Source organism: Haemophilus sp. HMSC066D02 (genome assembly GCF_001810545.1).
GTDB lineage: Bacteria > Pseudomonadota > Gammaproteobacteria > Enterobacterales > Pasteurellaceae > Haemophilus_D.
Genome location: NZ_KV801805.1, coordinates 48333 through 69900, shown reverse-complemented (window position 1 = coordinate 69900; position 21568 = coordinate 48333). Strand labels below are relative to the sequence as shown.

General features: G+C 39.5%; 23 protein-coding genes. 18 read left to right on the top strand and 5 right to left on the bottom strand.

Features of this window, described 5'->3' with window-relative positions:
• Window positions 1–134: 134 nt before the first annotated feature.
• On the bottom strand, window positions 135–800 hold the full coding sequence (gene radC, locus HMPREF2750_RS02995; protein WP_070582518.1) for a RadC family protein: 666 nt from the start codon (window positions 798–800) through the stop codon (window positions 135–137).
• 201 nt (window positions 801–1001) lie between these two features.
• Between radC and coaBC the strand changes: the two genes are divergently transcribed.
• From coaBC to crp, 5 genes are all read left to right on the top strand, one after another.
• Complete coding sequence (gene coaBC / locus HMPREF2750_RS02990) at window positions 1002–2204, top strand: bifunctional phosphopantothenoylcysteine decarboxylase/phosphopantothenate--cysteine ligase CoaBC (protein ID WP_070582517.1); 1203 nt, start codon at window positions 1002–1004, stop codon at window positions 2202–2204.
• A 73-nt stretch (window positions 2205–2277) separates the two neighbouring features.
• Window positions 2278–2733 (top strand): dUTP diphosphatase, encoded by a 456-nt coding sequence (dut, locus tag HMPREF2750_RS02985; RefSeq protein WP_070582516.1) that lies wholly within the window; start codon window positions 2278–2280, stop codon window positions 2731–2733.
• 3 nt (window positions 2734–2736) lie between these two features.
• Window positions 2737–3390: a nucleoid occlusion factor SlmA gene (slmA, locus tag HMPREF2750_RS02980; RefSeq protein ID WP_005698358.1), complete on the top strand. Its 654-nt coding sequence runs from the start codon at window positions 2737–2739 to the stop codon at window positions 3388–3390.
• A gap of 21 nt (window positions 3391–3411) precedes the next feature.
• The gene (locus HMPREF2750_RS02975; RefSeq protein WP_005695554.1) at window positions 3412–3630 is read left to right on the top strand and encodes a YheU family protein; all 219 of its coding nucleotides are present in this window, start codon (window positions 3412–3414) and stop codon (window positions 3628–3630) included.
• Between the two features lie 16 nt (window positions 3631–3646).
• Window positions 3647–4315, top strand: a complete 669-nt coding sequence (gene crp, locus HMPREF2750_RS02970; RefSeq protein ID WP_049369445.1) for a cAMP-activated global transcriptional regulator CRP — start codon at window positions 3647–3649, stop codon at window positions 4313–4315.
• Window positions 4316–4815: 500 nt separating this feature from the next.
• On the opposite strand, the gene nagE is transcribed toward crp, so the two are convergent.
• Window positions 4816–6282, bottom strand: coding sequence for an N-acetylglucosamine-specific PTS transporter subunit IIBC (gene nagE, locus HMPREF2750_RS02965; RefSeq protein WP_014064025.1), 1467 nt, complete (start codon window positions 6280–6282; stop codon window positions 4816–4818).
• A gap of 226 nt (window positions 6283–6508) precedes the next feature.
• On the opposite strand from nagE, the gene HMPREF2750_RS02960 reads away from it, so the two are divergent.
• From HMPREF2750_RS02960 to nagA, 6 genes are all read left to right on the top strand, one after another.
• Window positions 6509–7198, top strand: coding sequence for an N-acetylmannosamine-6-phosphate 2-epimerase (locus HMPREF2750_RS02960; protein WP_070582515.1), 690 nt, complete (start codon window positions 6509–6511; stop codon window positions 7196–7198).
• An 11-nt stretch (window positions 7199–7209) separates the two neighbouring features.
• A complete protein-coding gene (locus HMPREF2750_RS02955; RefSeq protein WP_070582514.1) occupies window positions 7210–8148 on the top strand; it encodes an N-acetylmannosamine kinase in 939 nt (312 codons plus the stop codon).
• Window positions 8141–9007, top strand: a complete 867-nt coding sequence (locus tag HMPREF2750_RS02950) for a MurR/RpiR family transcriptional regulator (RefSeq protein ID WP_070582513.1) — start codon at window positions 8141–8143, stop codon at window positions 9005–9007. The genes HMPREF2750_RS02955 and HMPREF2750_RS02950 overlap by 8 nt, the downstream gene beginning before the upstream one ends.
• Before the next feature lie 9 nt (window positions 9008–9016).
• Window positions 9017–9895: an N-acetylneuraminate lyase gene (gene nanA / locus HMPREF2750_RS02945; RefSeq protein ID WP_070582512.1), complete on the top strand. Its 879-nt coding sequence runs from the start codon at window positions 9017–9019 to the stop codon at window positions 9893–9895.
• A gap of 90 nt (window positions 9896–9985) precedes the next feature.
• Window positions 9986–10789 carry a glucosamine-6-phosphate deaminase gene (gene nagB, locus HMPREF2750_RS02940; protein WP_070582511.1) on the top strand — a complete coding sequence of 268 codons (804 nt, stop codon included), beginning with the start codon at window positions 9986–9988 and terminating at the stop codon, window positions 10787–10789.
• A 36-nt stretch (window positions 10790–10825) separates the two neighbouring features.
• Window positions 10826–11971, top strand: coding sequence for an N-acetylglucosamine-6-phosphate deacetylase (gene nagA, locus HMPREF2750_RS02935; RefSeq protein WP_070582510.1), 1146 nt, complete (start codon window positions 10826–10828; stop codon window positions 11969–11971).
• A 63-nt stretch (window positions 11972–12034) separates the two neighbouring features.
• Here the strand turns inward: nagA and recF are convergent, their stop codons facing one another.
• From recF to dnaA, 3 genes are read right to left on the bottom strand one after another with little or no spacing between them, the layout of a single operon-like run.
• Window positions 12035–13117, bottom strand: coding sequence for a DNA replication/repair protein RecF (gene recF, locus HMPREF2750_RS02930; RefSeq protein ID WP_070582509.1), 1083 nt, complete (start codon window positions 13115–13117; stop codon window positions 12035–12037).
• A gap of 5 nt (window positions 13118–13122) precedes the next feature.
• Window positions 13123–14223, bottom strand: coding sequence for a DNA polymerase III subunit beta (gene dnaN / locus HMPREF2750_RS02925; RefSeq protein ID WP_014064018.1), 1101 nt, complete (start codon window positions 14221–14223; stop codon window positions 13123–13125).
• A 10-nt stretch (window positions 14224–14233) separates the two neighbouring features.
• Window positions 14234–15598 (bottom strand): chromosomal replication initiator protein DnaA, encoded by a 1365-nt coding sequence (gene dnaA, locus HMPREF2750_RS02920; protein ID WP_070582508.1) that lies wholly within the window; start codon window positions 15596–15598, stop codon window positions 14234–14236.
• A gap of 318 nt (window positions 15599–15916) precedes the next feature.
• Here dnaA and rpmH point away from each other — a divergent pair, with 318 nt between their 5' ends.
• From rpmH to HMPREF2750_RS10130, 7 genes are all read left to right on the top strand, one after another.
• Window positions 15917–16051 (top strand): 50S ribosomal protein L34, encoded by a 135-nt coding sequence (gene rpmH / locus HMPREF2750_RS02915; protein ID WP_005539760.1) that lies wholly within the window; start codon window positions 15917–15919, stop codon window positions 16049–16051.
• A 12-nt stretch (window positions 16052–16063) separates the two neighbouring features.
• Entirely contained in the window at window positions 16064–16432 is a 369-nt protein-coding gene (gene rnpA, locus HMPREF2750_RS02910; RefSeq protein ID WP_014064016.1) for a ribonuclease P protein component, read from the top strand.
• Window positions 16387–16650 (top strand): membrane protein insertion efficiency factor YidD, encoded by a 264-nt coding sequence (yidD, locus tag HMPREF2750_RS02905; protein WP_005695569.1) that lies wholly within the window; start codon window positions 16387–16389, stop codon window positions 16648–16650. Before rnpA ends, yidD begins: the two co-directional genes overlap by 46 nt.
• Entirely contained in the window at window positions 16650–18278 is a 1629-nt protein-coding gene (gene yidC / locus HMPREF2750_RS02900; protein WP_070582507.1) for a membrane protein insertase YidC, read from the top strand. The genes yidD and yidC overlap by 1 nt, the downstream gene beginning before the upstream one ends.
• Window positions 18279–18949: 671 nt before the next feature.
• Entirely contained in the window at window positions 18950–20308 is a 1359-nt protein-coding gene (mnmE, locus tag HMPREF2750_RS02890) for a tRNA uridine-5-carboxymethylaminomethyl(34) synthesis GTPase MnmE (RefSeq protein ID WP_070582505.1), read from the top strand.
• Between the two features lie 10 nt (window positions 20309–20318).
• Window positions 20319–20876, top strand: coding sequence for a manganese efflux pump MntP (locus tag HMPREF2750_RS02885; protein ID WP_070582504.1), 558 nt, complete (start codon window positions 20319–20321; stop codon window positions 20874–20876).
• 67 nt (window positions 20877–20943) lie between these two features.
• The coding region (locus HMPREF2750_RS10130) for a SurA N-terminal domain-containing protein (RefSeq protein ID WP_261660600.1) at window positions 20944–21568 on the top strand (625 nt) is incomplete at its 3' end.

Genomic DNA, 21568 nt, shown 5'->3' with positions numbered 1-21568 from the left:
CGCAGTATCCGACCCACTTACTATATTAAAGGTCGCAAATTATACTGACTTTATTTTCATTTCTCAAGTCCAAAAGCGATTTTTCCGTCTTTAAATGGAAATGAACGATAAAAAAATCATCAAATTCCCTAAAACTATAACAGATTATGTTCTGCAAAAGAATAACAAGTCCCTTTGCCGACAATAAAATGATCCAAAATACGAATATCCATTAACTCAGCAGCTTCAATAATTTTTTGTGTGATCATTTTGTCGGAATAGCTCGGTTCTGCTAGGCCAGAAGGGTGGTTGTGAGCCAAAATTAAGGCGGCTGCATTGCAGTAAAGGCTTTCTTTGATGATTTCTCGTGGATAAACATTCGTCACATTAATTGTGCCTAAAAATAACCGCTCTTTTTTAATCAAACGATGTTGATTATCTAGAAATAACACCATAAAAATTTCACGTTCTTCGTGATGAAGCTCCGCTTGAAGATAAAGCTTTACCGTAGATGTGTCGCTAAATACATGCTCTATCAGTAATTCTTGCTTCAGATACCGCTTTGTCATTTCTGTGGTGGCTTGCAGTTGAATAAACTGCGTAATGCCTAATCCTTTTACTTTGCAAAAGGCTTCTTTATCTGCGCTTAATAAGGTTCGAAGAGAGCCAAAATGTTGCAGCACGTTATGTGATAATTCCATGACAGGGCAACCTTTAATCCCTGTTCGTAGAAAAATAGCGAGTAATTCGTGATCTTCTAGGGCTTCAACGCCATATTTCAACAATTTTTCACGAGGCATTAAAGGAGTGTTTGTTTGCATATTAATTAATGAAAAGAAAAAAGTGCGGTCAATTTCCACGATGTTTTCAATCTTGGCGAGAAATCAGTTTTATTTTTGGAACGGCGATCGTAAAAATAAAATTTTTTATTGGCGAAATTTGAAGTAAAATAGGCGACCTTAAGTTGTTAAGTACTAACACACAAAACATATCCATTCTATTAAGTTGCAGCGGAGTAGCAAATGAGCTTGAGCGGAAAGCGTATTGTTGTCGGGATTACAGGAGGCATCGCCGCCTATAAAACCATTGAGTTTATTCGTTTATTACGCAAATCTAACGCAGAAGTTCGAGTGGCTTTAACGCCAGCCGCCGCTGAATTTGTCACACCTTTAACGCTACAAGCCATTTCGGGTAATGCGGTTTCTCAATCTTTACTTGATCCACAAGCTGAATTAGCCATGGGACATATTGAGCTGGCCAAATGGGCTGATGCGATTGTGATTGCGCCAGCCAGTGCCGATTTTATTGCGCGTTTAACCGTTGGAATGGCAAATGATTTACTCAGTACGATCTGTCTCGCGACAAGTGCCCCTATTTTGCTCGCACCTGCTATGAATCAGCAAATGTACCGCCAGGCGATTACACAACAAAATTTGACCGCTCTTTCTGTGCGAGGTATTCATTTTGTTGGGCCAAATAGTGGCTTTCAAGCTTGCGGCGATGTGGGCGCAGGCAGAATGTCTGAACCGGCTGAAATTTTCGAATCACTTCAATCACTTTTTGCTGTTCAGCAGGATTTAGCCGATTTAAGTGTCACCATTACGGCAGGCCCAACGCGTGAAGCTATCGATCCGGTTCGTTATATTTCTAATCACAGCTCAGGTAAAATGGGCTTTGCAATTGCCGAGGCCTTTGCAAAATGTGGGGCAAATGTCACCTTAATTGCAGGGCCTGTTAATCTGGCTACACCGAAAAATGTTCATCGTATTGATGTGACAACTGCCCATGAAATGTGGCAAGCCTCCCTTGAAAGTGCGGTCAAAAATAGCATCTTTATTGGCTGTGCCGCTGTGGCTGATTATCGAGTTGCGGAAGTCGCTGATCAAAAAATTAAGAAAACCAATGATAACGATGAGCTTTCTCTTAAATTGGTGAAAAATCCAGACATTATCGCAAGTGTGGCAAGTTTAGAAAAAGATCGTCCATTTGTTGTGGGCTTTGCAGCTGAAACGCAAAATGTCGCTGAGTATGCGAAGAGCAAACTTCAACGCAAAAATTTAGATATGATTTGTGCCAATGATGTATCGGGTGGGCAAGTATTCGGACAAGATCAAAATGCCTTGCAGATCTTTTGGAAAACAGGCGAAAAAGCGTTGCCTTTAGCAGATAAAAATAAATTGGCAGAAGTGTTAGTCACTGAAATTGTTGAGCATTATCACAAATAAAATACGCTCAAAATTCGTTGGATTTTGTGACCTCACTTTTGTATGACAGATTTCTTTTAAAGGATAAATAAGCATGAAAAAAATTGATGTAAAAATTTTAGATAGCCGTATTGGCAACGAATTTCCTTTACCAACCTACGCAACCGAAGGTTCAGCAGGTTTGGATTTACGTGCATTGCTTGAAGAGGGCATTGAAATTCAGCCAGGCGAAACCAAACTTATCCCAACAGGTCTTTCAATTTATATTGCCGATCTGAACCTTGCAGCAGTGATTCTGCCTCGTTCTGGTTTAGGTCATAAACACGGTATCGTATTAGGTAACTTAGTGGGCTTAATTGATTCAGATTACCAAGGTCCATTAATGGTGTCTGTATGGAATCGTGGCCATGAACCGTTCAAAATTGAAGTTGGTGATCGTATTGCGCAGTTAGTCTTTGTGCCAGTAGTACAAGCTGAATTTAATATTGTTAATGAATTTACCGAAACTGAACGTGGTGAAGGTGGTTTTGGTCATTCAGGTAAAAAATAAACTATGGTAGAACAATTATCTCTCGTAGAAGTTGATGAGATTGCGGCGGAAATCAAACCGCCAAAAATCGAAAAGCGTACGGTAAAAGAACGTCGTCAACAAGTGTTGACGGTGCTTACCCATATGCTGCATTCTGAACGTGGAATGGAGCGTATGACAACCGCGCGTTTAGCGGAAGAAGTAGGGGTGTCAGAAGCCGCGCTTTATCGTTACTTCCCAAGTAAAACCAAAATGTTTGAAGCGTTGATCGATAATATCGAAGCGAATTTATTTAGCCGTATTACCACATCAATTCGCAATGAAACCAATACGATGAATCGTGTACGTGACATTATGCAGATGATCCTCGACTTTGCGCGTAAAAACCCTGGTTTGACACGTATTTTGACGGGGCATGCATTGATGTTTGAAGAGCCGCTTTTACAGGCTCGTGTCGCGCAATTTTTCGATCGTCTTGAAATGCAATTTGTGAATATTTTACAAATGCGAAAATTACGCGAAGGGCGTGGTTTTAATGTCGATGAACGTATTATTGCAGGGCATTTAGTGACCCTTTGTGAAGGGCAGTTTATGCGTTATGTCCGCACAAACTTCCGTTTAGGCGCAAATCAAAGCTTTGAACAGCAATGGCGTTTTCTTGAACCGCTTTTTGCTTAATTGACTTTAGTTGATAAATATATGATTATTCCGTGGCAAGAATTGCCAACAGAAACCTTAGAAAATATTGTGGAAAGTGTGGTACTTAGAGAAGGTACCGATTATGGTTCGCACGAATTTTCTTTAGAACAAAAAAAACAACATCTACTAAACAAGATTCACAATGGAAGTGCAGTGATCGTTTGGTCGGAGTTACATGAATCCATTGATATAAAAGATAAAATGGAATTTCTAAAATAAATCAATAGGAGCTTATATGTCAGAAAATGTAGAATTATTAGAAGAACAAAAGCCCCAGGACGATGATCAGCAACGTGATCCTGCTCTGGATTGGTTCCTAACGCACTGTCATTTACATAAATATCCGGCTAAATCCACCTTAATTCATGCGGGGGAAGATGCCAATATTTTATATTTCTTAATTAAAGGAACGGTGATGGTTTCATCGAAAGATGATGAAGGCAAAGAGATGATTTTATCTTATTTAGGTGCTGGACAATTTTTTGGTGAAGCGGGTTTATTTGATGAAGGCTCGAAACGTTCTGCTTGGGTAAAAACGAAAACCCCTTGTGAAATTGCAGAAATTTCCTATAAAAAATATCGTCAGCTTATCCAAATTAATCCTGAGATTTTAATGTTCCTTACTTCTCAGTTATCAAAACGCTTGCAAAATACATCTCGACAAGTGACTAACCTGGCCTTTTTGGATGTGGCGGGGCGTATTGCTCAGGCGCTTATGCATCTAGCAAAACAACCTGAAGCGATGACGCATCCAGATGGCATGCAGATTAAAATTACGCGTCAGGAAATTGGTCAAATGGTGGGCTGTTCACGTGAAACCGTAGGGCGAATAATTAAGATGCTGGAAGATCAAAATCTAATTCATGCGCACGGTAAAACCATTGTGGTTTACGGCACTCGATAGTAAAAATAACCGTCTTTAATAAGACGGTTATTTTGTTTTTGTTACATTGATGTGATAGTTGAAATGACTTTGTTAATTTTTATACGAAAAGCGAAAAAATACTTCTTTTAGTGCAATATCTTAATTGACAAAATAGCGGAAGACTTCTATCATACCACTGCCTTCCAATGTAGTTTCTTTGGAAGTCAGGATTGGTCTCCTGAATATATAAGTGGCTTTTAAAAGATTCTTAATCTTTTAATTTTATATCGCAGACTGGAACCCCAGAGATGCTTTAAATCTATGGTGGGCTAGGTAGAAATCCCGCAGGGATGCGATGCAGTAAGCCACTTGCTGTTAAGACCAATTCTGCTTAGTTCCACCACCCTTCAAAACAATTTTCAAACTTTCATTTAACTCAACTCGAGCAACAAATTCTCAGCTAAAGTGCGGTCATTTTTACTTTGTTTTTGGCAAAAAATACCGACCCATTTCTGAGTCGGTATTTCATTTGGTGTGTGTTATTTCACTTTTTGTTTCATGGCTTCTGCCACAAGTTCAGCTTCAGGGCCGAGAACCACTTGTAAGCCATCGTTACCGATTTTCACGATACCTTTTGCGCCAAGAGACTTGAGCTGTTCTTCATTAATTTTGTGTTGGTCCACTAAGCTTAAACGTAAGCGAGTGATACAAGCATCAATATTTTTGAAGTTATCAGCACCACCTAAAGCATCAATAAATTTGACCGCTCTTTCTTCACGAGATTGGCTCGCTGCTGGTTGTGCTGCAGTGGTTTCTTCTGCTTCTTCTGTACGACCTAATGTTTTTAAGTTGAAAGCTTTAATTGCAAAACGGAATACTGCATAGTAAATCACAAAGAATACTAAGCCTTGTACGATTAGCATATACCATTCAACGGCTAATGGGTTGCGTGATGAAAGCACCATATCCACGAGACCCGCACTGAAACCGAAGCCTGCGATCCAATGCATTGTTGCGGCGATAAAGACGGAAATACCGGTTAATACCGCGTGGATGAAGTAAAGCACGGGCGCAACAAACATGAAAGAGAATTCTAATGGCTCGGTGATACCAGTGAAGAATGAGGCAAACGCACCCGCAAGCATGATTGATGCCACTTTAGTTCTTTGGCTTGGTTTAGCGCTGAGATAAATCGCTAATGCTGCACCCGGTAACCCGAACATCATGACAGGGAAGAAGCCTGCTTGGTACATACCCGTTACACCAACCGTTGCAGTGCCTTCAGCAAGTGATTTAGCACCACCCAAGAAGTTTGGAATGTCATTGATGCCTGCAACGTCAAACCAGAATACTGAGTTCAATGCATGGTGTAAGCCAACAGGAATAAGTAAACGGTTGAAGAAACCGTAAAGACCCGCACCAACAGCACCTAAGTCTTTAATGCTTTCACCGAATGATACTAAACCACCGAAAATATATGGCCAGATATAGAGCAATACGAAGCTGATGAACATCATGACAAAAGATACGACGATTGGCACAAGACGTTTTCCGCTAAAGAAGGAGAGTGCTTTTGGCAATTCTACTTGATAGAAGCGGTTATAAAGTTCAGCCGAAATCACCCCGATCAAAATCCCAATAAATTGGTTATTGATTTTCCCGAAGGCAGCTGGCACTTCACTTACATCGATATGTTGTAGCTGAGCAACACTGCCAGGTGAAAGTAGAGTGGTTACCACATAGTAGCCCACTAAACCTGAAAGTGCAGCAGAACCATGTTTGTCCTTAGATAAACCGAAAGCAACGCCAACGGCAAAAAGCAGGCCCATGTTATCGATGATAGCACCGCCTGATTTAATTAAAAATGCAGCAAGTTGACTGTTAGCTCCCCAGCCATCTGGGTCAAGCCAATAACCAATACCCATCAGTACAGCCGCTGCTGGTAAGACAGCAACTGGTACCATTAAGGCTTGCCCAATTTTTTGCGCATAACCTAACACATTCATTTTTTTCTCCTATTTATAGTAATGAAGTATTACTTCATATTCTAAAGTAAAAAAAAATATTTTGTACAAATGTGGTAACTTTATCTCAAAATTGAGAAGCCGATCACAAATTTTGAAATTGTACTTCAAAAAATATTTTTTTATGGTGCAAGTTTTACTGCGTTTTACTATAATGACCAAAAAGCCAAAAGGAAACCAAGTGTTACTGTCTAATGTAGGAGTTTATATGTCGAAATTATCACATAATGAAGTCTTAGATAAAATCAAATTTGGTCTTATTGCTTCTTGTCAGCCTGTCGATGACGGCCCGATGGATAAACCAGAAATCGTGGCGGCCATGGCACAGGCTTCTGTTGCTGGTGGCGCCGCCGGATTGCGTATCGAGGGCATAGAAAATCTTAAAGCAACACGCCCTACTGTGAATGTACCGATTATTGGTATTGTGAAACGTGATTTACCTGACAGCCCTGTACGAATTACCCCATTTTTGCATGATATTGAAGATTTAGCGAAAGCGGGTGCTGATATTATCGCCGTGGATGGGACAAATCGCCCTAGACCCGTAGATATTGAAAGTGCGGTCAAAAAAATACACGAATCAGGCTGTTTAGCCATGGCGGATTGTTCGAATTTAGAAGAAGGCTTGTACTGTCAAAAACTCGGTTTTGATATTGTGGGCAGTACGATGTCTGGCTACACAGGTGGTACTGTGCCAGAGGAGCCTGATTATCAATTGGTTAAAGATTTAAAAGCAGCAGGCTGCCGAGTCATGGCGGAAGGACGTTATAACACCCCTGAATTAGCGAAAACGGCAATTGAAATTGGTGCTTATTGCGTGACTGTAGGTTCTGCATTAACTCGTTTAGAGCATATCGTAAGTTGGTTTACAGAAGCCATTCATTCAGCAAAAAAATAAAGGAAGAAGATATGTCATTAACAGTGGATAGTGGTCAGACATTACAGCGTTGTTTGGCATTAGATATTGGTGGCACGAAAATCGCTTCTGCTATAGTGAAAAATGGTGAAATTCAACAGCGAAAACAGATTTCCACGCCACAAGATGATGCTGCGCAAGCGATGCATCAAACCCTTGCTCAGTTGTTAAAAGAATATGAAGGGCAGTTTGATTATGTCGCCGTTGCTTCAACGGGCATTATTAATCAAGGCATTCTGACCGCACTTAATCCTAAAAATTTGGGTGGATTAGCCCAATTTCCATTAAAAGATAGCATTGCACAGCATACTGATAAACCGATTGGTTTACTTAATGATGTGCAAGCTGCCGCCTATGCCGAGTATCAATTACAAAATCCTAATGATGTTCAAAATTTTACCTTTATTACGGTTTCAACAGGCGTAGGGGGCGGTTTAATTTTAAATCATCGTTTACTTACTGAGCCAAACGGCATTGCTGGGCATATTGGTCATACTTTATCTGATCCTAATGGTCCAATTTGCGGCTGTGGTCGCCGTGGTTGTGTCGAAGCCATTGCATCAGGTCGCGCGATTGAAGCAGTTTCTTCTCAATGGGATGATCCTTGTGAACCGAAAGAAGTTTTTGCGCGTTTCCGTCAAAATGATGAAAAAGCAACCGCACTTGTGACTCGTTCAGCCCAAGCCATTGCGAATTTAATTGCGGATTTGAAGATTGGATTAGATATGCAAAAAGTCGTGGTTGGCGGTAGCGTAGGGTTGGCAGAAGGTTATTTACCGCTAGTTCAATCTTTATTAAGTGAACTTCCCGCTGTTTATCACTGCGAATTAGAAAGTGCTCAATTTGGACAAGATGCAGGCTTGATTGGGGCTGCTTATTGGGTAAAAGATTGCTTATTACAAGCAAAAAATACGGGAGTGGTTTATGGCTAAAAACGGCAATATTTTAAATACCATCAGCTCGTTATACCGTAGTTTAACGAAAACTGAAAAGAAAATTGCGGATGCGATTTTATTAAATCCCGATCTTGCGGTGCAGGCTCCTTTAGCTGAAATTGCCACCCATTTAGAAGTGGGGGAGGCGACCTTTGTGCGTTTTTGTCGTACTCTCGGCTTTAAAGGCTTCAGTGATTTTAAATTGGAATTATCCATCGAGCTTGCCACAAAAGATGGCAAAGATAACACCGTATTAGATTCAGATATTACCGATTCTGACAACTCATTGAATATTGCGCATAAGCTGAAATCTGCCATCAATAACGTGATGGATGAAACCATTAATTTATTAGATTTTGAGCAGTTGGAAGAGGCAGTAAAAGCCATTCAACAAGCAAATCGTGTCTTTTTATTTGGTGTGGGCACATCCGGCATTACTGCGGAAGATGCCAAAAATAAACTGATGCGTATCGGTGTGCAAGTGGATGCGACAGGTAACAACCATTTTATGTATATGCAGGCATCGTTATTGACGAAAAAAGATGTGGCAATTGGTTTGAGCCATTCAGGTTATTCTCAAGAAACCACTCATACCATGAAAATTGCCAAAGAAAATGGTGCCAAAACCATTGCGATTACGCACAGTTTGCGTTCCCCCATCACAGAATATGCTGATCTTGTTTTAGTGAATGGGAATAAGCAAGGCAAGTTGCAAGGCGACTCTATCGGCACGAAGATTGCTCAATTATTCGTATTAGATTTGATTTACGCTTTATTAGTACAGGCATCACAGGAAAGTGCGGTCAAAATAAAGCAAAAAACATTAAATGTCATTTTAGAACAACGTATCAAATAGGAGAGAAAAATGCGTAACTTAAAAGGTATTTTTAGTGCGTTATTAGTATCATTCAATGAAGATGGCTCTATCAATGAAAAAGGTTTGCGTGAAATCATTCGCTATAACATTGATAAGATGAAAATTGATGGTTTATATGTAGGCGGTTCAACAGGTGAAAACTTCATGCTTTCTACGGAAGAGAAAAAACAAATTTTCCGTATCGCGAAAGATGAAGCAAAAGACCAAGTTGCGCTAATCGCACAAGTGGGTAGTGTGAACTTACATGAAGCAGTGGAATTAGGTAAATATGCAACGGAATTAGGCTATGACTGTCTTTCTGCAGTAACCCCGTTCTACTATAAATTCAGCTTCCCTGAAATCAAACATTACTATGACACTATCATTGCTGAAACAGGCAATAACATGATTGTGTACTCAATTCCGTTCTTAACAGGCGTGAATATGGGGATTGAGCAATTCGGCGAACTTTATAAAAACCCGAAAGTGCTAGGTGTAAAATTTACGGCAGGGGATTTCTATCTATTAGAACGCTTGAAAAAAGCTTATCCAAATCACCTCATTTGGGCTGGTTTTGATGAAATGATGGTGCCGGCAGTATCTCTTGGTGTAGATGGTGCAATTGGTAGTACATTCAACGTAAATGGTGTGCGAGCAAGACAAATCTTTGAATTAACCAAACAAGGTAAATTGGCTGATGCGCTTCAAGTTCAACACGTTACCAATGACCTTATCGAAGGCATTTTAGCAAATGGCTTATATCTCACTATCAAAGAGTTATTGAAACTAGAGGGTGTGGATGCAGGTTATTGCCGTGAGCCAATGACAGCGAAAGCAACACCAGAGCAATTAGCGAAAGCGAAAGAGTTAAAAGCAAAATATTTATAAATTAATGGAAAAGTGACCGCACTTGCTTCTTTCCTCCCTCTATAGCGGGGTGGAAAGAATGTCAGTGTGGTACTGATAAGGAAGGTTATTATGCGTCTCATTCCTCTAAATAATGAACAACAAGTTAGCCGTTGGGCGGCGCGTCATATTGCTGATCGAATTAATCATTTCAAACCTACAGCAGAACGTCCTTTTGTATTAGGTTTACCAACAGGCAGTACACCACTTAAGACCTATCAAGAATTGATTAAATTAAATCAAGCGGGAGAAGTGAGTTTTAAACATGTGGTGACCTTTAATATGGATGAATATGTGGGTTTGCCAAAAGAACATCCGGAAAGTTATCACAGTTTTATGCATAATAATTTCTTCAACCATATTGATATTCAACCACAAAATATCAATATTTTGAATGGTAATACCAATGACCATGATGAAGAATGTCGTCGTTATGAAGAAAAAATTAAATCTTACGGTAAAATTCATTTATTTATGGGCGGTGTAGGTGTTGACGGACATATTGCCTTCAATGAGCCTGCGTCTTCTTTAAGTTCGCGCACCCGTATTAAAACCTTAACGCCAGATACCATTATTGCGAATTCTCGTTTCTTTAATAACGATGTAAATCAAGTACCAAAATATGCTTTAACAATCGGCGTGGGTACATTACTTGATGCAGAAGAAGTGATGATTTTAGCAACAGGCCATAATAAAGCCTTAGCTGTACAAGCGGCAGTAGAAGGCAGTATTAATCACCTTTGGACAGTAAGTGCCTTACAGCTCCATCGCCATTTTGTTTTAGTATGTGATGAGCCTGCTCTGCAAGAATTAAAAGTGAAAACAGTGAAATATTTTACTGAATTGGAAGGTCGTGCGATTCATAGTGTGTTATAAGTGCGGTTAATTTTAATTTGATTTTAGGAAGGTATGATGAAGTATGCATTAATTAACAGCGTAATCTACACCAAAAATGAGGTGTTAAGAAATTATGCAGTGGTTATTGAAGGGGAATATATTCAATCTGTTATTCCACAAAGCGAATTAGAAAGTGGGATTAAAACCATTGATTTGCAAGGTCATAATCTCACGGCAGGCTTTATTGATCTGCAATTAAACGGTTGTGGTGGCGTGATGTTTAACGATCAAACAAGCGTAGAAACATTAGAAATTATGCAAGCGACTAATTTGAAATCAGGCTGTACTAGTTTCTTACCAACATTTATTACCGCACCGGATGAAGATATCAAACGCGCAGTAAGTATCATGCGAGAGTATTTGAATAAGCATAAAAATCAAGCGCTTGGTTTACACATCGAAGGCCCTTATTTAAGTCTTGAGAAAAAAGGCGTACATCGCCCGGAATATATCCGTGAAGCGACGCCTGAGATGAAAGATTTCTTATGTGATAATGCGGATGTCATCACTAAACTGACCATTGCCGCTGAAAACCCAACGGTGCAATATATTCCTGATTTTGTGAAAGCAGGCATTATCGTGTCTATTGGCCATTCTAATGCAACTTATGAAGTGGCGAAAGCTGCCTTTCATAAAGGTGCGACGTTTGCAACACACTTGCATAATGCGATGTCGCCGATCAGTTCAGGACGTGCGATGGGCGTAGTTGGTGCAGTGTTAGATTCTGATGTTTACACGGGGATTATTGTAGATGGCGTGCATGTGAACTTTGGTAACGTTCGCTTAGATAAAAAAGCGAAAGGTGACAAACTTTGCATTGTAACCGATTCTCTTGCTGCTGCAGGTGCACCACCTGAATTGGAAACCTTTACCTTTGTAGGAAAACCAATTTATGTGAAAGAAGGTCGTTGCTACGATGCAAATGGCACGATTGCAGGTGCATCAATTACCATGATGGAATCTATTAAGAATGCTGTAGAGTATGTAGAAATTCCATTAGCAGAAGCGATTCGTATGAGTAACCTTTACCCTGCGAGAGCAATCGGTGTAGATGATCGTTTAGGCTCAGTTGAAGCGGGTAAGGTGGCTAACTTGGCGGTATTCACAAAAGATTATGACGTGATTGGTACCGTATTGAACGGCGAATGGAAACCAAACTAAAGTGCGGCCAAAAATAGTATTGTTTTAAACGTAATCCGATCTTTAAACAGATCGGATTATTTTTTATGACTGTAGTACGGTGATCTTACCGGTATCTACTTGGAACAATTTTCCTTTTCCCACTTGCATCTCTTTGAGTTGACCTTGAGTAATAGCGGTTACGAAAACTTGAGAACCACTTTGTTGTAAGCGTTCCGCAAGTAGGGCTCGTTTATGTTGATCCAACTCTGAGGCAAAGTCATCAATCAGAAAGATGCAATGACGCTGTTTTTGAATCATTAAATGTTCACCTTGTGCTAAACGTAGCGCACACATCAATAATTTCAATTGACCACGAGAGAGTACGTCTTCCACGGGGAGCCCATTGGCTTTAAAACGGAAATCGGCTTTTTGCGGACCAGAAACCGTATAGCCAATGGCTTTATCTCGCTCAAAGTTTTGCGCCAATAATTCACCATATTCAGTCTCTTTATCCCAGCCTTGATGAAAGCTAACAGTAATCTCTAATTCGGGTAAAAATAACTGGCAGGTTTTTTCGATCTCAGGACGTAAAGCCTCTGCGTATTCAGCTCGCCAATCACTCACTTGGTGGGCTAATTTGGCTAATTCAATATCCCAAATTTTAATCGCAGAATAAGGCTGGTTTTGACTTAATGCGGCATTTCGCTGTTTTAATAAGCGGTTTAATGCGACCCAAGATGAATGGAAACTATTATGGTGGTGGAATAAGCCCCAATCTAAAAATGCACGTCGAAAACTCGGTCCGCCATTTAATAGGGTAAGTCCTTCTGGTGTAATTAATTGCATCGGTAAAAGGTGAGCGAGATCGGCAATTTTATTGCCGTCTTCACCGTTTATTTTTGCGATGGTATTGCCTTGGCGGAGTTTTTGTAAGCCAACAGACCATTGATGCTGGCTTTCTTGTATTTGGCCAAAAAGCGTGAAATGAGGTTCGTCGTAAGAAATGATGCGATTTGCGACCGCACTTTTGAAAGAGCGTCCATGTCCGAGATAAAAAATGGCTTCTAATAAGCTCGTTTTTCCGCTGCCGTTGTTGCCGACTAAAAAGTTAAAGCCGTGATCAAATTCAAGATCCACGGCATTTAAATTTCTAAATTTTTCAACAATTAAGCGGGAAATGGCCATTATTTCTAGAGGCGCATTGGCATAATGACGTATTCTGCACTTGCATCTTCGCTGTTTTCAATTAAGCAGCTTGATGACGCATCAGTGAGGCGGATACGTACTTGTTGGCATTTTAAGGCGTTCAATACATCTAAAATGTAAGTTACATTAAAGCCCACTTCCATTTCTTCACCTTGATAATTCACATCCACGATTTCTTCTGCTACTTCGTGTTCAGGGTTAGATGCGGTAATTTTAAGTTGGTTTTCACTTAAGTTTAAACGCACGCTACGTACACGCTCATTAGAAAGGATCGAAGCACGTACAAAGGCTTGTTTTAAGGTTTCCCAGTTACCTTCTACGATACGAGTTGCATTACGTGGTAATACACGACGGTAATCCGGGAAGCGACCATCAATGAGTTTTGAGGTAAACACAATGTGGTTTAAGTGAATGCGAAGATTATTCGTGCCGATTTGCAAACGAGCAAGTTCGTCACTGCTTTCTAATAAGCGATTCAGTTCTAATACACCTTTGCGAGGGAGAATAACTGAATGGGTTTGCAGATCTTGATCTAATTCGATCGTACAAACAGCAAGACGGTGACCGTCAGTTGCAACAGTACGTAATAAATTACCTTCCGTTTCAAATTTCATGCCGTTTAAGAAATAGCGGGCATCCTGGTTTGCCATTGAAAATTGGGTGGCTTCAATTAAGCGACGTAAGGTGCTTTGCGGTAAGGCAAAATCCACTTCAGATTGCCAATCTGTTAGATTTGGATATTCTTCAGCAGGCAGAGTAGTGAGATTAAACTTACTGCGACCAGACTCCACAATGGCGCGATCTTCTTCAAAGGTAACTGTAATTTCAAATTCATCTGATAGCGTGCGGCAAATATCTAAGAATTTTTTAGCCGGAATGGTGAACGCGCCATCAGCGGTTGAAGAAGAAAGTTGAGTATAGCTAGAAAGCTCCACTTCAAGGTCTGTACCTGTAATCGTTAAACGGTTATCTTCAATTTGTAATAACACGTTATTTAATACAGGAATATTCGGACGATTGCTCAATACGCCACAAACTTGCTGTAAGGGTTTTAATAGATTTTCTCTTGAAATGCTAAATTGCATCATTGGCTCCTTATGCAGATAATGTGCGAATTAAATTCGCCCAATCTTCTTGAATACTGCTGTCTTTTTCACGGAATTTGGGCACTTCACGGCAGGCATTTAAGACTGTCGTATGGTCGCGTTCAAAGGCACGGCCAATTTCCGGTAAACTTTTATTGGTTAATTCTTTTGCTAATGCCATCGCAACTTGGCGTGGGCGAGTGACTGATCTCGCTCTACTTTTTGATTTTAAATCAGCCACTTTAATTCGATAGTATTCTGCCACGACTTTCTGAATGTTTTCAATGGTGACCAAACGTTCTTGTAAGGCGAGAATATCTTTTAATGTATCACGAACAAAATCAATATCAATGTGACCACCTTTGAAATCTTGCATCGCTTTTACACGGTTTAATGCACCTTCTAATTCACGAACATTGGTACGTAAGCGTTGGGCAATAAAGAATGCGACTTCTTCTGGCAGCTCCATGTTATGTTCTTCTGCTTTTTTCAGCAAAATCGCAACACGGGTTTCTAAATCTGGTGGTTCAATCGCAGTGGTTAAACCCCAACCGAAACGAGATTTTAGGCGTTCTTCAATTTTCTCAATTTCTTTTGGATAGCGGTCAGAAGTCAAAATGATTTGACGACCAGTTTCAAATAAACTATTGAAAATATGGAAAAATTCTTCTTGTGTTTTTTCTTTTTCTGCAAAGAATTGAATATCATCCACTAATAATGCATCAAGAGAACGATAGAATTTTTTGAATTGATCCATCTTATTATCACGCATCGCTTTGACCATGTGCTGCATAAAATTATTAGCATGGATATAAAGCACGCGGGCATTCGGTTTATTCGCTAAAATACCATTACCGATTGCGTGTAATAAGTGGGTTTTACCTAAACCTGTACCCCCATATAAAAAGAATGGGTTTGCCGTTGGTTCACCTGGTGCAAGAGCAAGTTTTTGACCTACTGCACGAGCGAGTTGGTTTGATTTACCTTCAACAAAGTTTTCGAATAAATGTTTACGATTTAGATGTGATTCAAATTTAGTAGATGAATCAGATTCTTGCTGAAAACTCGCCGCACTTTCTTGATGATTATTCGTTTGAATTGGGGCTTCAACTGCTTTTGGCGCTGGTTTTACCCCTTCTTTTACGATAATTTGTAAATTTGGATTTTTAGCAAGGGCTTGGCAAATTTGATGAATTTGGGCCAAGTAATGATTTTCTACCCAGCTTTTCACAAACATATTTGACGCATATAACACCACTTGATCTTGCGAGATGATATCCGCTTGTAATGGGCGTAACCATGTGCTGAGATCCATCGGGGAAACCTGATCTTGTAGTTGTGATAAGCAATCTTGCCATAGGGTAGAAAGGCTCACGATAAATTATCCTTATGTTATATGCGTATAAAATAAAAGCCGCAAAAGTGCGGTTAAAAATCGAAGAGAATTTTACAATAATTTAGGCAAAAGATCTTCTGTTGGTCGTCAAAAAAAGACAAAAAGGTTGCTTGAGATTTTGTCTAAAATCCGTATAATCCCCACGATTTTAGAAGAAACGGAAGATTATTTCGGAATTTTCTCTTTTCTTATTTGACGAAAGCCCAATTTATGATTAAAATTGCGGTCTATTTTTTATAACCCTTGTTGTGTTTTGAATATCAAAACAGTAAACCATTTTGATTTAGGTAGATTACAATGAAACGTACATTTCAACCTTCTGTATTAAAACGTAGCCGTACTCACGGTTTCCGTGCTCGTATGGCAACTAAAAACGGCCGTCAAGTTTTAGCTCGTCGTCGTGCTAAAGGTCGTAAGAGTTTATCTGCATAATCACCTCTTTTAGTGATTAAGCTAAACTTCTCTCGGGAGTTACGATTGCTAACTCCCACTCAATTCAAAAATGTCTTCGAACAACCGTTTCGAGCAAGCACCCCTGAAATTACCATTCTCGCACGCAAAAATAATCTTGAGCATCCACGCTTAGGTTTAACTGTGGCTAAAAAACATCTTAAACGAGCACATGATCGTAATCGTATTAAACGTTTAGTTCGTGAAAGTTTTCGTTTATCTCAACATAATTTGCCTTCTTGTGACTTTGTCTTTGTGGCGAAACGTGGCATTGGTCAGCTTGATAATCAAACGTTTTTACAAACTTTGGATAAATTATGGGCACGTCACATTCGTTTGGCACAAAAATCCTCATCGCTTTAATTAAGTTTTATCAAGTAGCGATTAGCCCTTTAATCGGGCCACGTTGTCGTTTTGTGCCAACCTGTTCTTGTTATGGTATTGAGGCGTTAAAAACACATGGATTGTTAAAAGGTAGTTGGCTTACGCTAAAACGTGTATTAAAATGTCACCCCTTAAGCGCCGGTGGATTCGATCCTGTTCCGCCGAAAAAGATTAATAATAACGATGAGAAAAAATAATGGACTCAAGACGTAGCCTATTAGTGCTTGCACTACTCTTTATTTCTTTCCTTGTTTATCAGCAATGGCAACTTGATAAAAATCCACCTGTTCAACAACAGACCACGGAACAAACAACAGCCGCCTCTTCTGATGTCCCGGCAAGTTCTTCTTCATCTGCTGAAGTAGTGGCAGATTCACAAACAAAAGGTCAAATTATCACATTAGAAAATGATGTACTCCGTTTGAAAGTGGATACATTAGGTGGTGATGTAATCAGTTCTGAACTATTAAAATATGATGCAGAATTAGGTTCAAAAGAACCTTTCGTCTTGTTAAAAGATACAAACGAGCATGTTTACATTGCACAAAGCGGTTTAATTGGTAAAAACGGGATCGATACAAAAGCAGGTCGCGCGCAATATCAAGTTACTGGCGACAATTTCAAATTAGCAGAAGGTCAAAATGAACTTTCTGTGCCATTAACATTTGAAAAAGATGGTGTGACTTATCGTAAAATCTTTGTGTTAAAACGTGATAGTTACGATGTAGGTGTTAACTTTGAAATTGTGAACCAAAGTGGTAGCGCAATTGAAGTTGAACCTTACGGCCAATTAAAACACACATTAGTTGAAAGCAGCGGTAACGTGGCAATGCCTACTTATACCGGTGGTGCGTATTCTTCTTCAGAAACCAATTACAAAAAATACAGCTTCAGCGATATGAAAGATAAAAATCTTTCTATCGATACCAAAGCAGGTTGGGTTGCTGTTTTACAACACTATTTCGTATCAGCTTGGATCCCAAATCAAGATGTAAATAACCAACTTTATAGTATTACAGACAGTAAAAATAACGTTGCGTCTATTGGTTATCGTGGTCCAGTCGTTTCTATTCCAGCTGGTGCAACAGAGACTATTACCAGCTCATTATGGACAGGTCCGAAATTACAAAACAAAATGGCTGAAGTGGCTAACCACTTAGACTTAACTGTCGATTATGGTTGGGCATGGTTCATTGCGAAACCATTATTCTGGTTATTAACGTTCATTCAAAGTATTGTATCTAACTGGGGTGTAGCAATTATTTGTGTTACCTTAGTGGTTAAAGCGATTTTATATCCGCTCACAAAAGCACAATACACTTCTATGGCGAAAATGCGTATGTTGCAACCGAAAATGCAAGAAATGCGCGAACGTTTTGGTGATGATCGCCAACGTATGAGCCAAGAAATGATGAAACTTTACAAAGAAGAAAAAGTAAATCCACTTGGCGGTTGCTTACCATTAATCCTTCAAATGCCAATTTTTATCGCATTATACTGGACGTTTATGGAAGCGGTTGAACTTCGTCATGCGCCATTCTTTGGTTGGATTCAAGATTTATCGGCACAAGACCCTTACTATATTCTCCCAATCTTAATGGGCGGATCAATGTTCTTGTTACAAAAAATGTCACCGACACCAGTTGCAGATCCAATGCAACAAAAGGTGATGAACTTTATGCCGTTGATCTTCATGTTCTTCTTCCTCTGGTTCCCGGCAGGTCTAGTACTTTACTGGTTAGTGTCTAACTTAATCACTATCGTACAACAACAAATGATCTACCGTGGTTTAGAGAAAAAAGGGTTACACACCCGTAAAAAATAATCACTAACCGCACCTTTGGGTGCGGTTTTTACATATATTTATGATGTTCAATACAAGACTAAAAGTCATTTCGTTATTTATTTTAATTGGGTTAATTATATATCCTACGTTTTCGGATAAGACCCTACTTCCTGGTGCACGTCTTGATGTTTATGTTTCCCTTGTATTAAGCATTCTTCTTTTTTTGTCGTGATTTATTGGGAAGTGGAAAATGTCCTTTTACAAAGGAAGGCAAAACCTAAAAGAGCTTCCGATAAAAAGAAACCCAAAGAAAATATTTTTTATCACATACTCATGAAAGTATTGGGGTATATTATTATGTGTAGTGGTTTTTTTTGTTGCTTTTTCTTACTTTCAGACACTTTCTTAACTTTCTATGTTTCCATTTGGGGACAAGAAGAAAACTATATAGCCGAGGTTACTTATAAGCGTAAAAACAAATCGGTATATAGTATTTATATTTCATCTAATCAATATGGAAATGAAAGATTCACTTCTAAAAAGGTTTATAATTCGGTAGAGAATGGGCAAATACTCCAAATTTATAAAAAAAGAACGAGCTCGGTCTCCTATATTGATGCATCTGAAGTAATGAAACTTAATGCTCTTTACGATTAATTTTTCCTCAAGATAACCGCAATATTAGAGCGGTTAATTTTTAGTGAGTTTTTATGAAAGAAACAATCGTCGCACAAGCGACAGCGCCAGGACGTGGCGGTATTGGTATTTTGCGTGTATCCGGCCCAAAAGCGGTTGAAGTAGCACAAGCGGTGCTAGGTAAATGTCCTAAATCAAGAATGGCAGATTATTTACCTTTTAAAGATGCTGATGGCACAGTATTAGATCAAGGCATCGCGCTTTATTTTAAATCACCGAATTCCTTTACCGGTGAAGACGTATTGGAATTGCAAGGCCATGGTGGACAAGTGGTATTAGATTTGTTGCTAAAACGAATTTTACAACTTGATGGTGTTCGTCTTGCGCGTCCAGGTGAATTTTCTGAACAAGCTTTTTTAAACGATAAGTTAGATTTAGCTCAAGCAGAAGCGATCGCGGATTTAATTGATGCCACTTCGGAGCAAGCTGCTCGTTCAGCATTAAAATCATTACAAGGTGAATTTTCTAATAAAGTGAATCAGTTAGTGGATTCCGTGATTTATCTGCGTACTTATGTGGAAGCGTCGATTGATTTCCCCGATGAAGAAATTGACTTTTTGGCAGACGGTAAAATCGAAGCAAAATTACGAGAAATTATTGATCAACTTGATTTAGTTCGTAGCGAAGCGAAACAAGGCTCGATTTTGCGTGAAGGGATGAAAGTGGTGATTGCCGGTCGTCCAAATGCAGGTAAATCAAGTTTACTGAATGCTTTAGCGGGCAGAGAAGCAGCCATTGTGACAGATATTGCAGGTACAACGCGCGATGTGTTGCGTGAGCATATTCATATTGATGGCATGCCTTTACATATTATTGATACCGCAGGGCTTCGTGAAGCGACAGATGAAGTTGAACGTATCGGGATCTCGCGTGCCTGGACGGAGATTGAGCAAGCCGATCGTATTATCTTAATGTTAGACAGTAGCGATCCTGATAGCCAAAATATTGAAAAGGTGCGGTCAGAATTTTTATCAAAATTGCCAAATAATATGCCGGTGACTATCGTTCGTAATAAAGTAGATTTAAGCGGCGAGGCAGTTGGGCTAAAAGAAGAAAATGGAACAACAACCGTTTGTTTATCCGCCCAAACACATCAGGGTGTAGATTTGTTGCGTGAGCATTTAAAACAGGCGATGGGTTTCCAAGCAGGGATGGAAGGTGGTTTCTTGGCTCGTCGTCGTCATCTTGATGCCTTAGAAAAAGCGGCCGAACATTTACAAATTGGATTAGTCCAATTAACCGAGTTTCATGCGGGTGAATTACTGGCAGAAGAACTTCGTTTAGTGCAAGATAACCTGAGTGAAATTACGGGGCAATTTACCTCAGATGATTTACTCGGCAATATTTTCAGTTCTTTCTGTATTGGAAAATAAACGTTAGTTTATGGCTTTTCATATGTTGTGGGTCATTGCGCTTGGTCTCTCGATGGATGCCTTTGCAGTTTCCATCTCTAGAGGCTTAGCAATGCGCTCTTTTCGATGGAAACAAGCATTAGCTATCGTATGCTGTTTTGGGCTATTCCAAGGCATCATGCCTGCGATAGGCTATGTTGTCGGACTGCAATTTAGTCAGATGATTCAAAATTGGGATCATTGGATTGCCTTTGTTTTGCTTGCGCTCATCGGTGTGAATATGATTCGAGAAGGACTTAGCTCGAATGATGAACCCGCTCCCTCATTGATTAGTTTAAAACACTTGCTAACACTTGGTGTGGCAACGAGTATTGATGCGTTAGCCATTGGTGTCTCTTTTGCTTTTCTTTCTGTGGACATTTTATTGGCTGTCTTCATCATAGGTTTAACAACCTTTGTCATCTCTTTTATTGGAGTAAAGAGCGGTCATTTTTTAGGGAAAAAATTCAAAAGCAAAGCAGAGATTTTTGGCGGGTTAGTGTTATTAGTCATGGCTGTGAAAATCCTACACGAACATGGTGTTTTTTAAGTGCGAATTTTCGCCTTTTAGATTATAATCTTACGAACTTTGTCTTTTTTAAAAGGGTAATAATTGAATGTTAATTGAAAAAATGCATGGCATCGCCCATAGCTTTATCGGAAAAGCGATCTTTGCTTTAATTCCAGTTTCATTTTTGATTGGTGGGATGTCAGGTTATCTGTATAGCAGCAACGATAGTTTTGCGGCAAAAGTAAATGGCGAGACTATCTCTCAACAAGATTTCTTAAATCGTTATAACCAAGAGTTTGAAGCGCGAGCTCAACAAGAAGGCGAGAGCTTCCTAGCGAAAACTGACTCTGTGGAATTTGTGACTGTACTTCGTCAAAATTTAATTCAACGTTTGGTGGATCAAGAATTAATCCGTCAATATGCGAAAGAATTAAAATTAGGTGTAAGTGATGAGATGATCAAACGTGCGATTGTAAGCGATCCTAACTTACAATCTAACGGTAAATTTGATAACGCGCGCTATCAACAATTATTGACTCAAAATGGTTTAACATCTGATACTTATGCGGCTATTTTACGTAATGCATTAACACTTGAACAAATGCAAAACGGTTTGGCAGATAGTGAATTTGTTGTGCCGGCTCAAGTAAAAGATAACGCACAAGTCTTTTTCCAAAAACGTATCGCTCGTCTTGCAACACTTCCATTAGCGGATGAAGTGGCAAAACAAA

Bases quoted from the DNA above. Each gene is read 5' to 3' on its own strand.
- coaBC (WP_070582517.1), top strand. From the start codon at position 1,002: ATGAGCTTGAGCGGAAAGCGTATTGTTGTCGGGATTACAGGAGGCATC.
- crp (WP_049369445.1), top strand. From the start codon at position 3,647: ATGTCAGAAAATGTAGAATTATTAGAAGAACAAAAGCCCCAGGACGAT.
- nagA (WP_070582510.1), top strand. From the start codon at position 10,826: ATGAAGTATGCATTAATTAACAGCGTAATCTACACCAAAAATGAGGTG.
- dnaN (WP_014064018.1), bottom strand. From the start codon at position 14,223: ATGCAATTTAGCATTTCAAGAGAAAATCTATTAAAACCCTTACAGCAA.
- recF (WP_070582509.1), bottom strand. From the start codon at position 13,117: ATGGCCATTTCCCGCTTAATTGTTGAAAAATTTAGAAATTTAAATGCC.
- rpmH (WP_005539760.1), top strand. From the start codon at position 15,917: ATGAAACGTACATTTCAACCTTCTGTATTAAAACGTAGCCGTACTCAC.
- HMPREF2750_RS02950 (WP_070582513.1), top strand. From the start codon at position 8,141: ATGGCTAAAAACGGCAATATTTTAAATACCATCAGCTCGTTATACCGT.
- HMPREF2750_RS02975 (WP_005695554.1), top strand. From the start codon at position 3,412: ATGATTATTCCGTGGCAAGAATTGCCAACAGAAACCTTAGAAAATATT.
- slmA (WP_005698358.1), top strand. From the start codon at position 2,737: ATGGTAGAACAATTATCTCTCGTAGAAGTTGATGAGATTGCGGCGGAA.
- HMPREF2750_RS02960 (WP_070582515.1), top strand. From the start codon at position 6,509: ATGTCGAAATTATCACATAATGAAGTCTTAGATAAAATCAAATTTGGT.
- mnmE (WP_070582505.1), top strand. From the start codon at position 18,950: ATGAAAGAAACAATCGTCGCACAAGCGACAGCGCCAGGACGTGGCGGT.
- nagE (WP_014064025.1), bottom strand. From the start codon at position 6,282: ATGAATGTGTTAGGTTATGCGCAAAAAATTGGGCAAGCCTTAATGGTA.
- dut (WP_070582516.1), top strand. From the start codon at position 2,278: ATGAAAAAAATTGATGTAAAAATTTTAGATAGCCGTATTGGCAACGAA.
- HMPREF2750_RS02885 (WP_070582504.1), top strand. From the start codon at position 20,319: ATGGCTTTTCATATGTTGTGGGTCATTGCGCTTGGTCTCTCGATGGAT.
- yidD (WP_005695569.1), top strand. From the start codon at position 16,387: ATGGGCACGTCACATTCGTTTGGCACAAAAATCCTCATCGCTTTAATT.
- nagB (WP_070582511.1), top strand. From the start codon at position 9,986: ATGCGTCTCATTCCTCTAAATAATGAACAACAAGTTAGCCGTTGGGCG.
- radC (WP_070582518.1), bottom strand. From the start codon at position 800: ATGCAAACAAACACTCCTTTAATGCCTCGTGAAAAATTGTTGAAATAT.
- yidC (WP_070582507.1), top strand. From the start codon at position 16,650: ATGGACTCAAGACGTAGCCTATTAGTGCTTGCACTACTCTTTATTTCT.
- HMPREF2750_RS02955 (WP_070582514.1), top strand. From the start codon at position 7,210: ATGTCATTAACAGTGGATAGTGGTCAGACATTACAGCGTTGTTTGGCA.
- nanA (WP_070582512.1), top strand. From the start codon at position 9,017: ATGCGTAACTTAAAAGGTATTTTTAGTGCGTTATTAGTATCATTCAAT.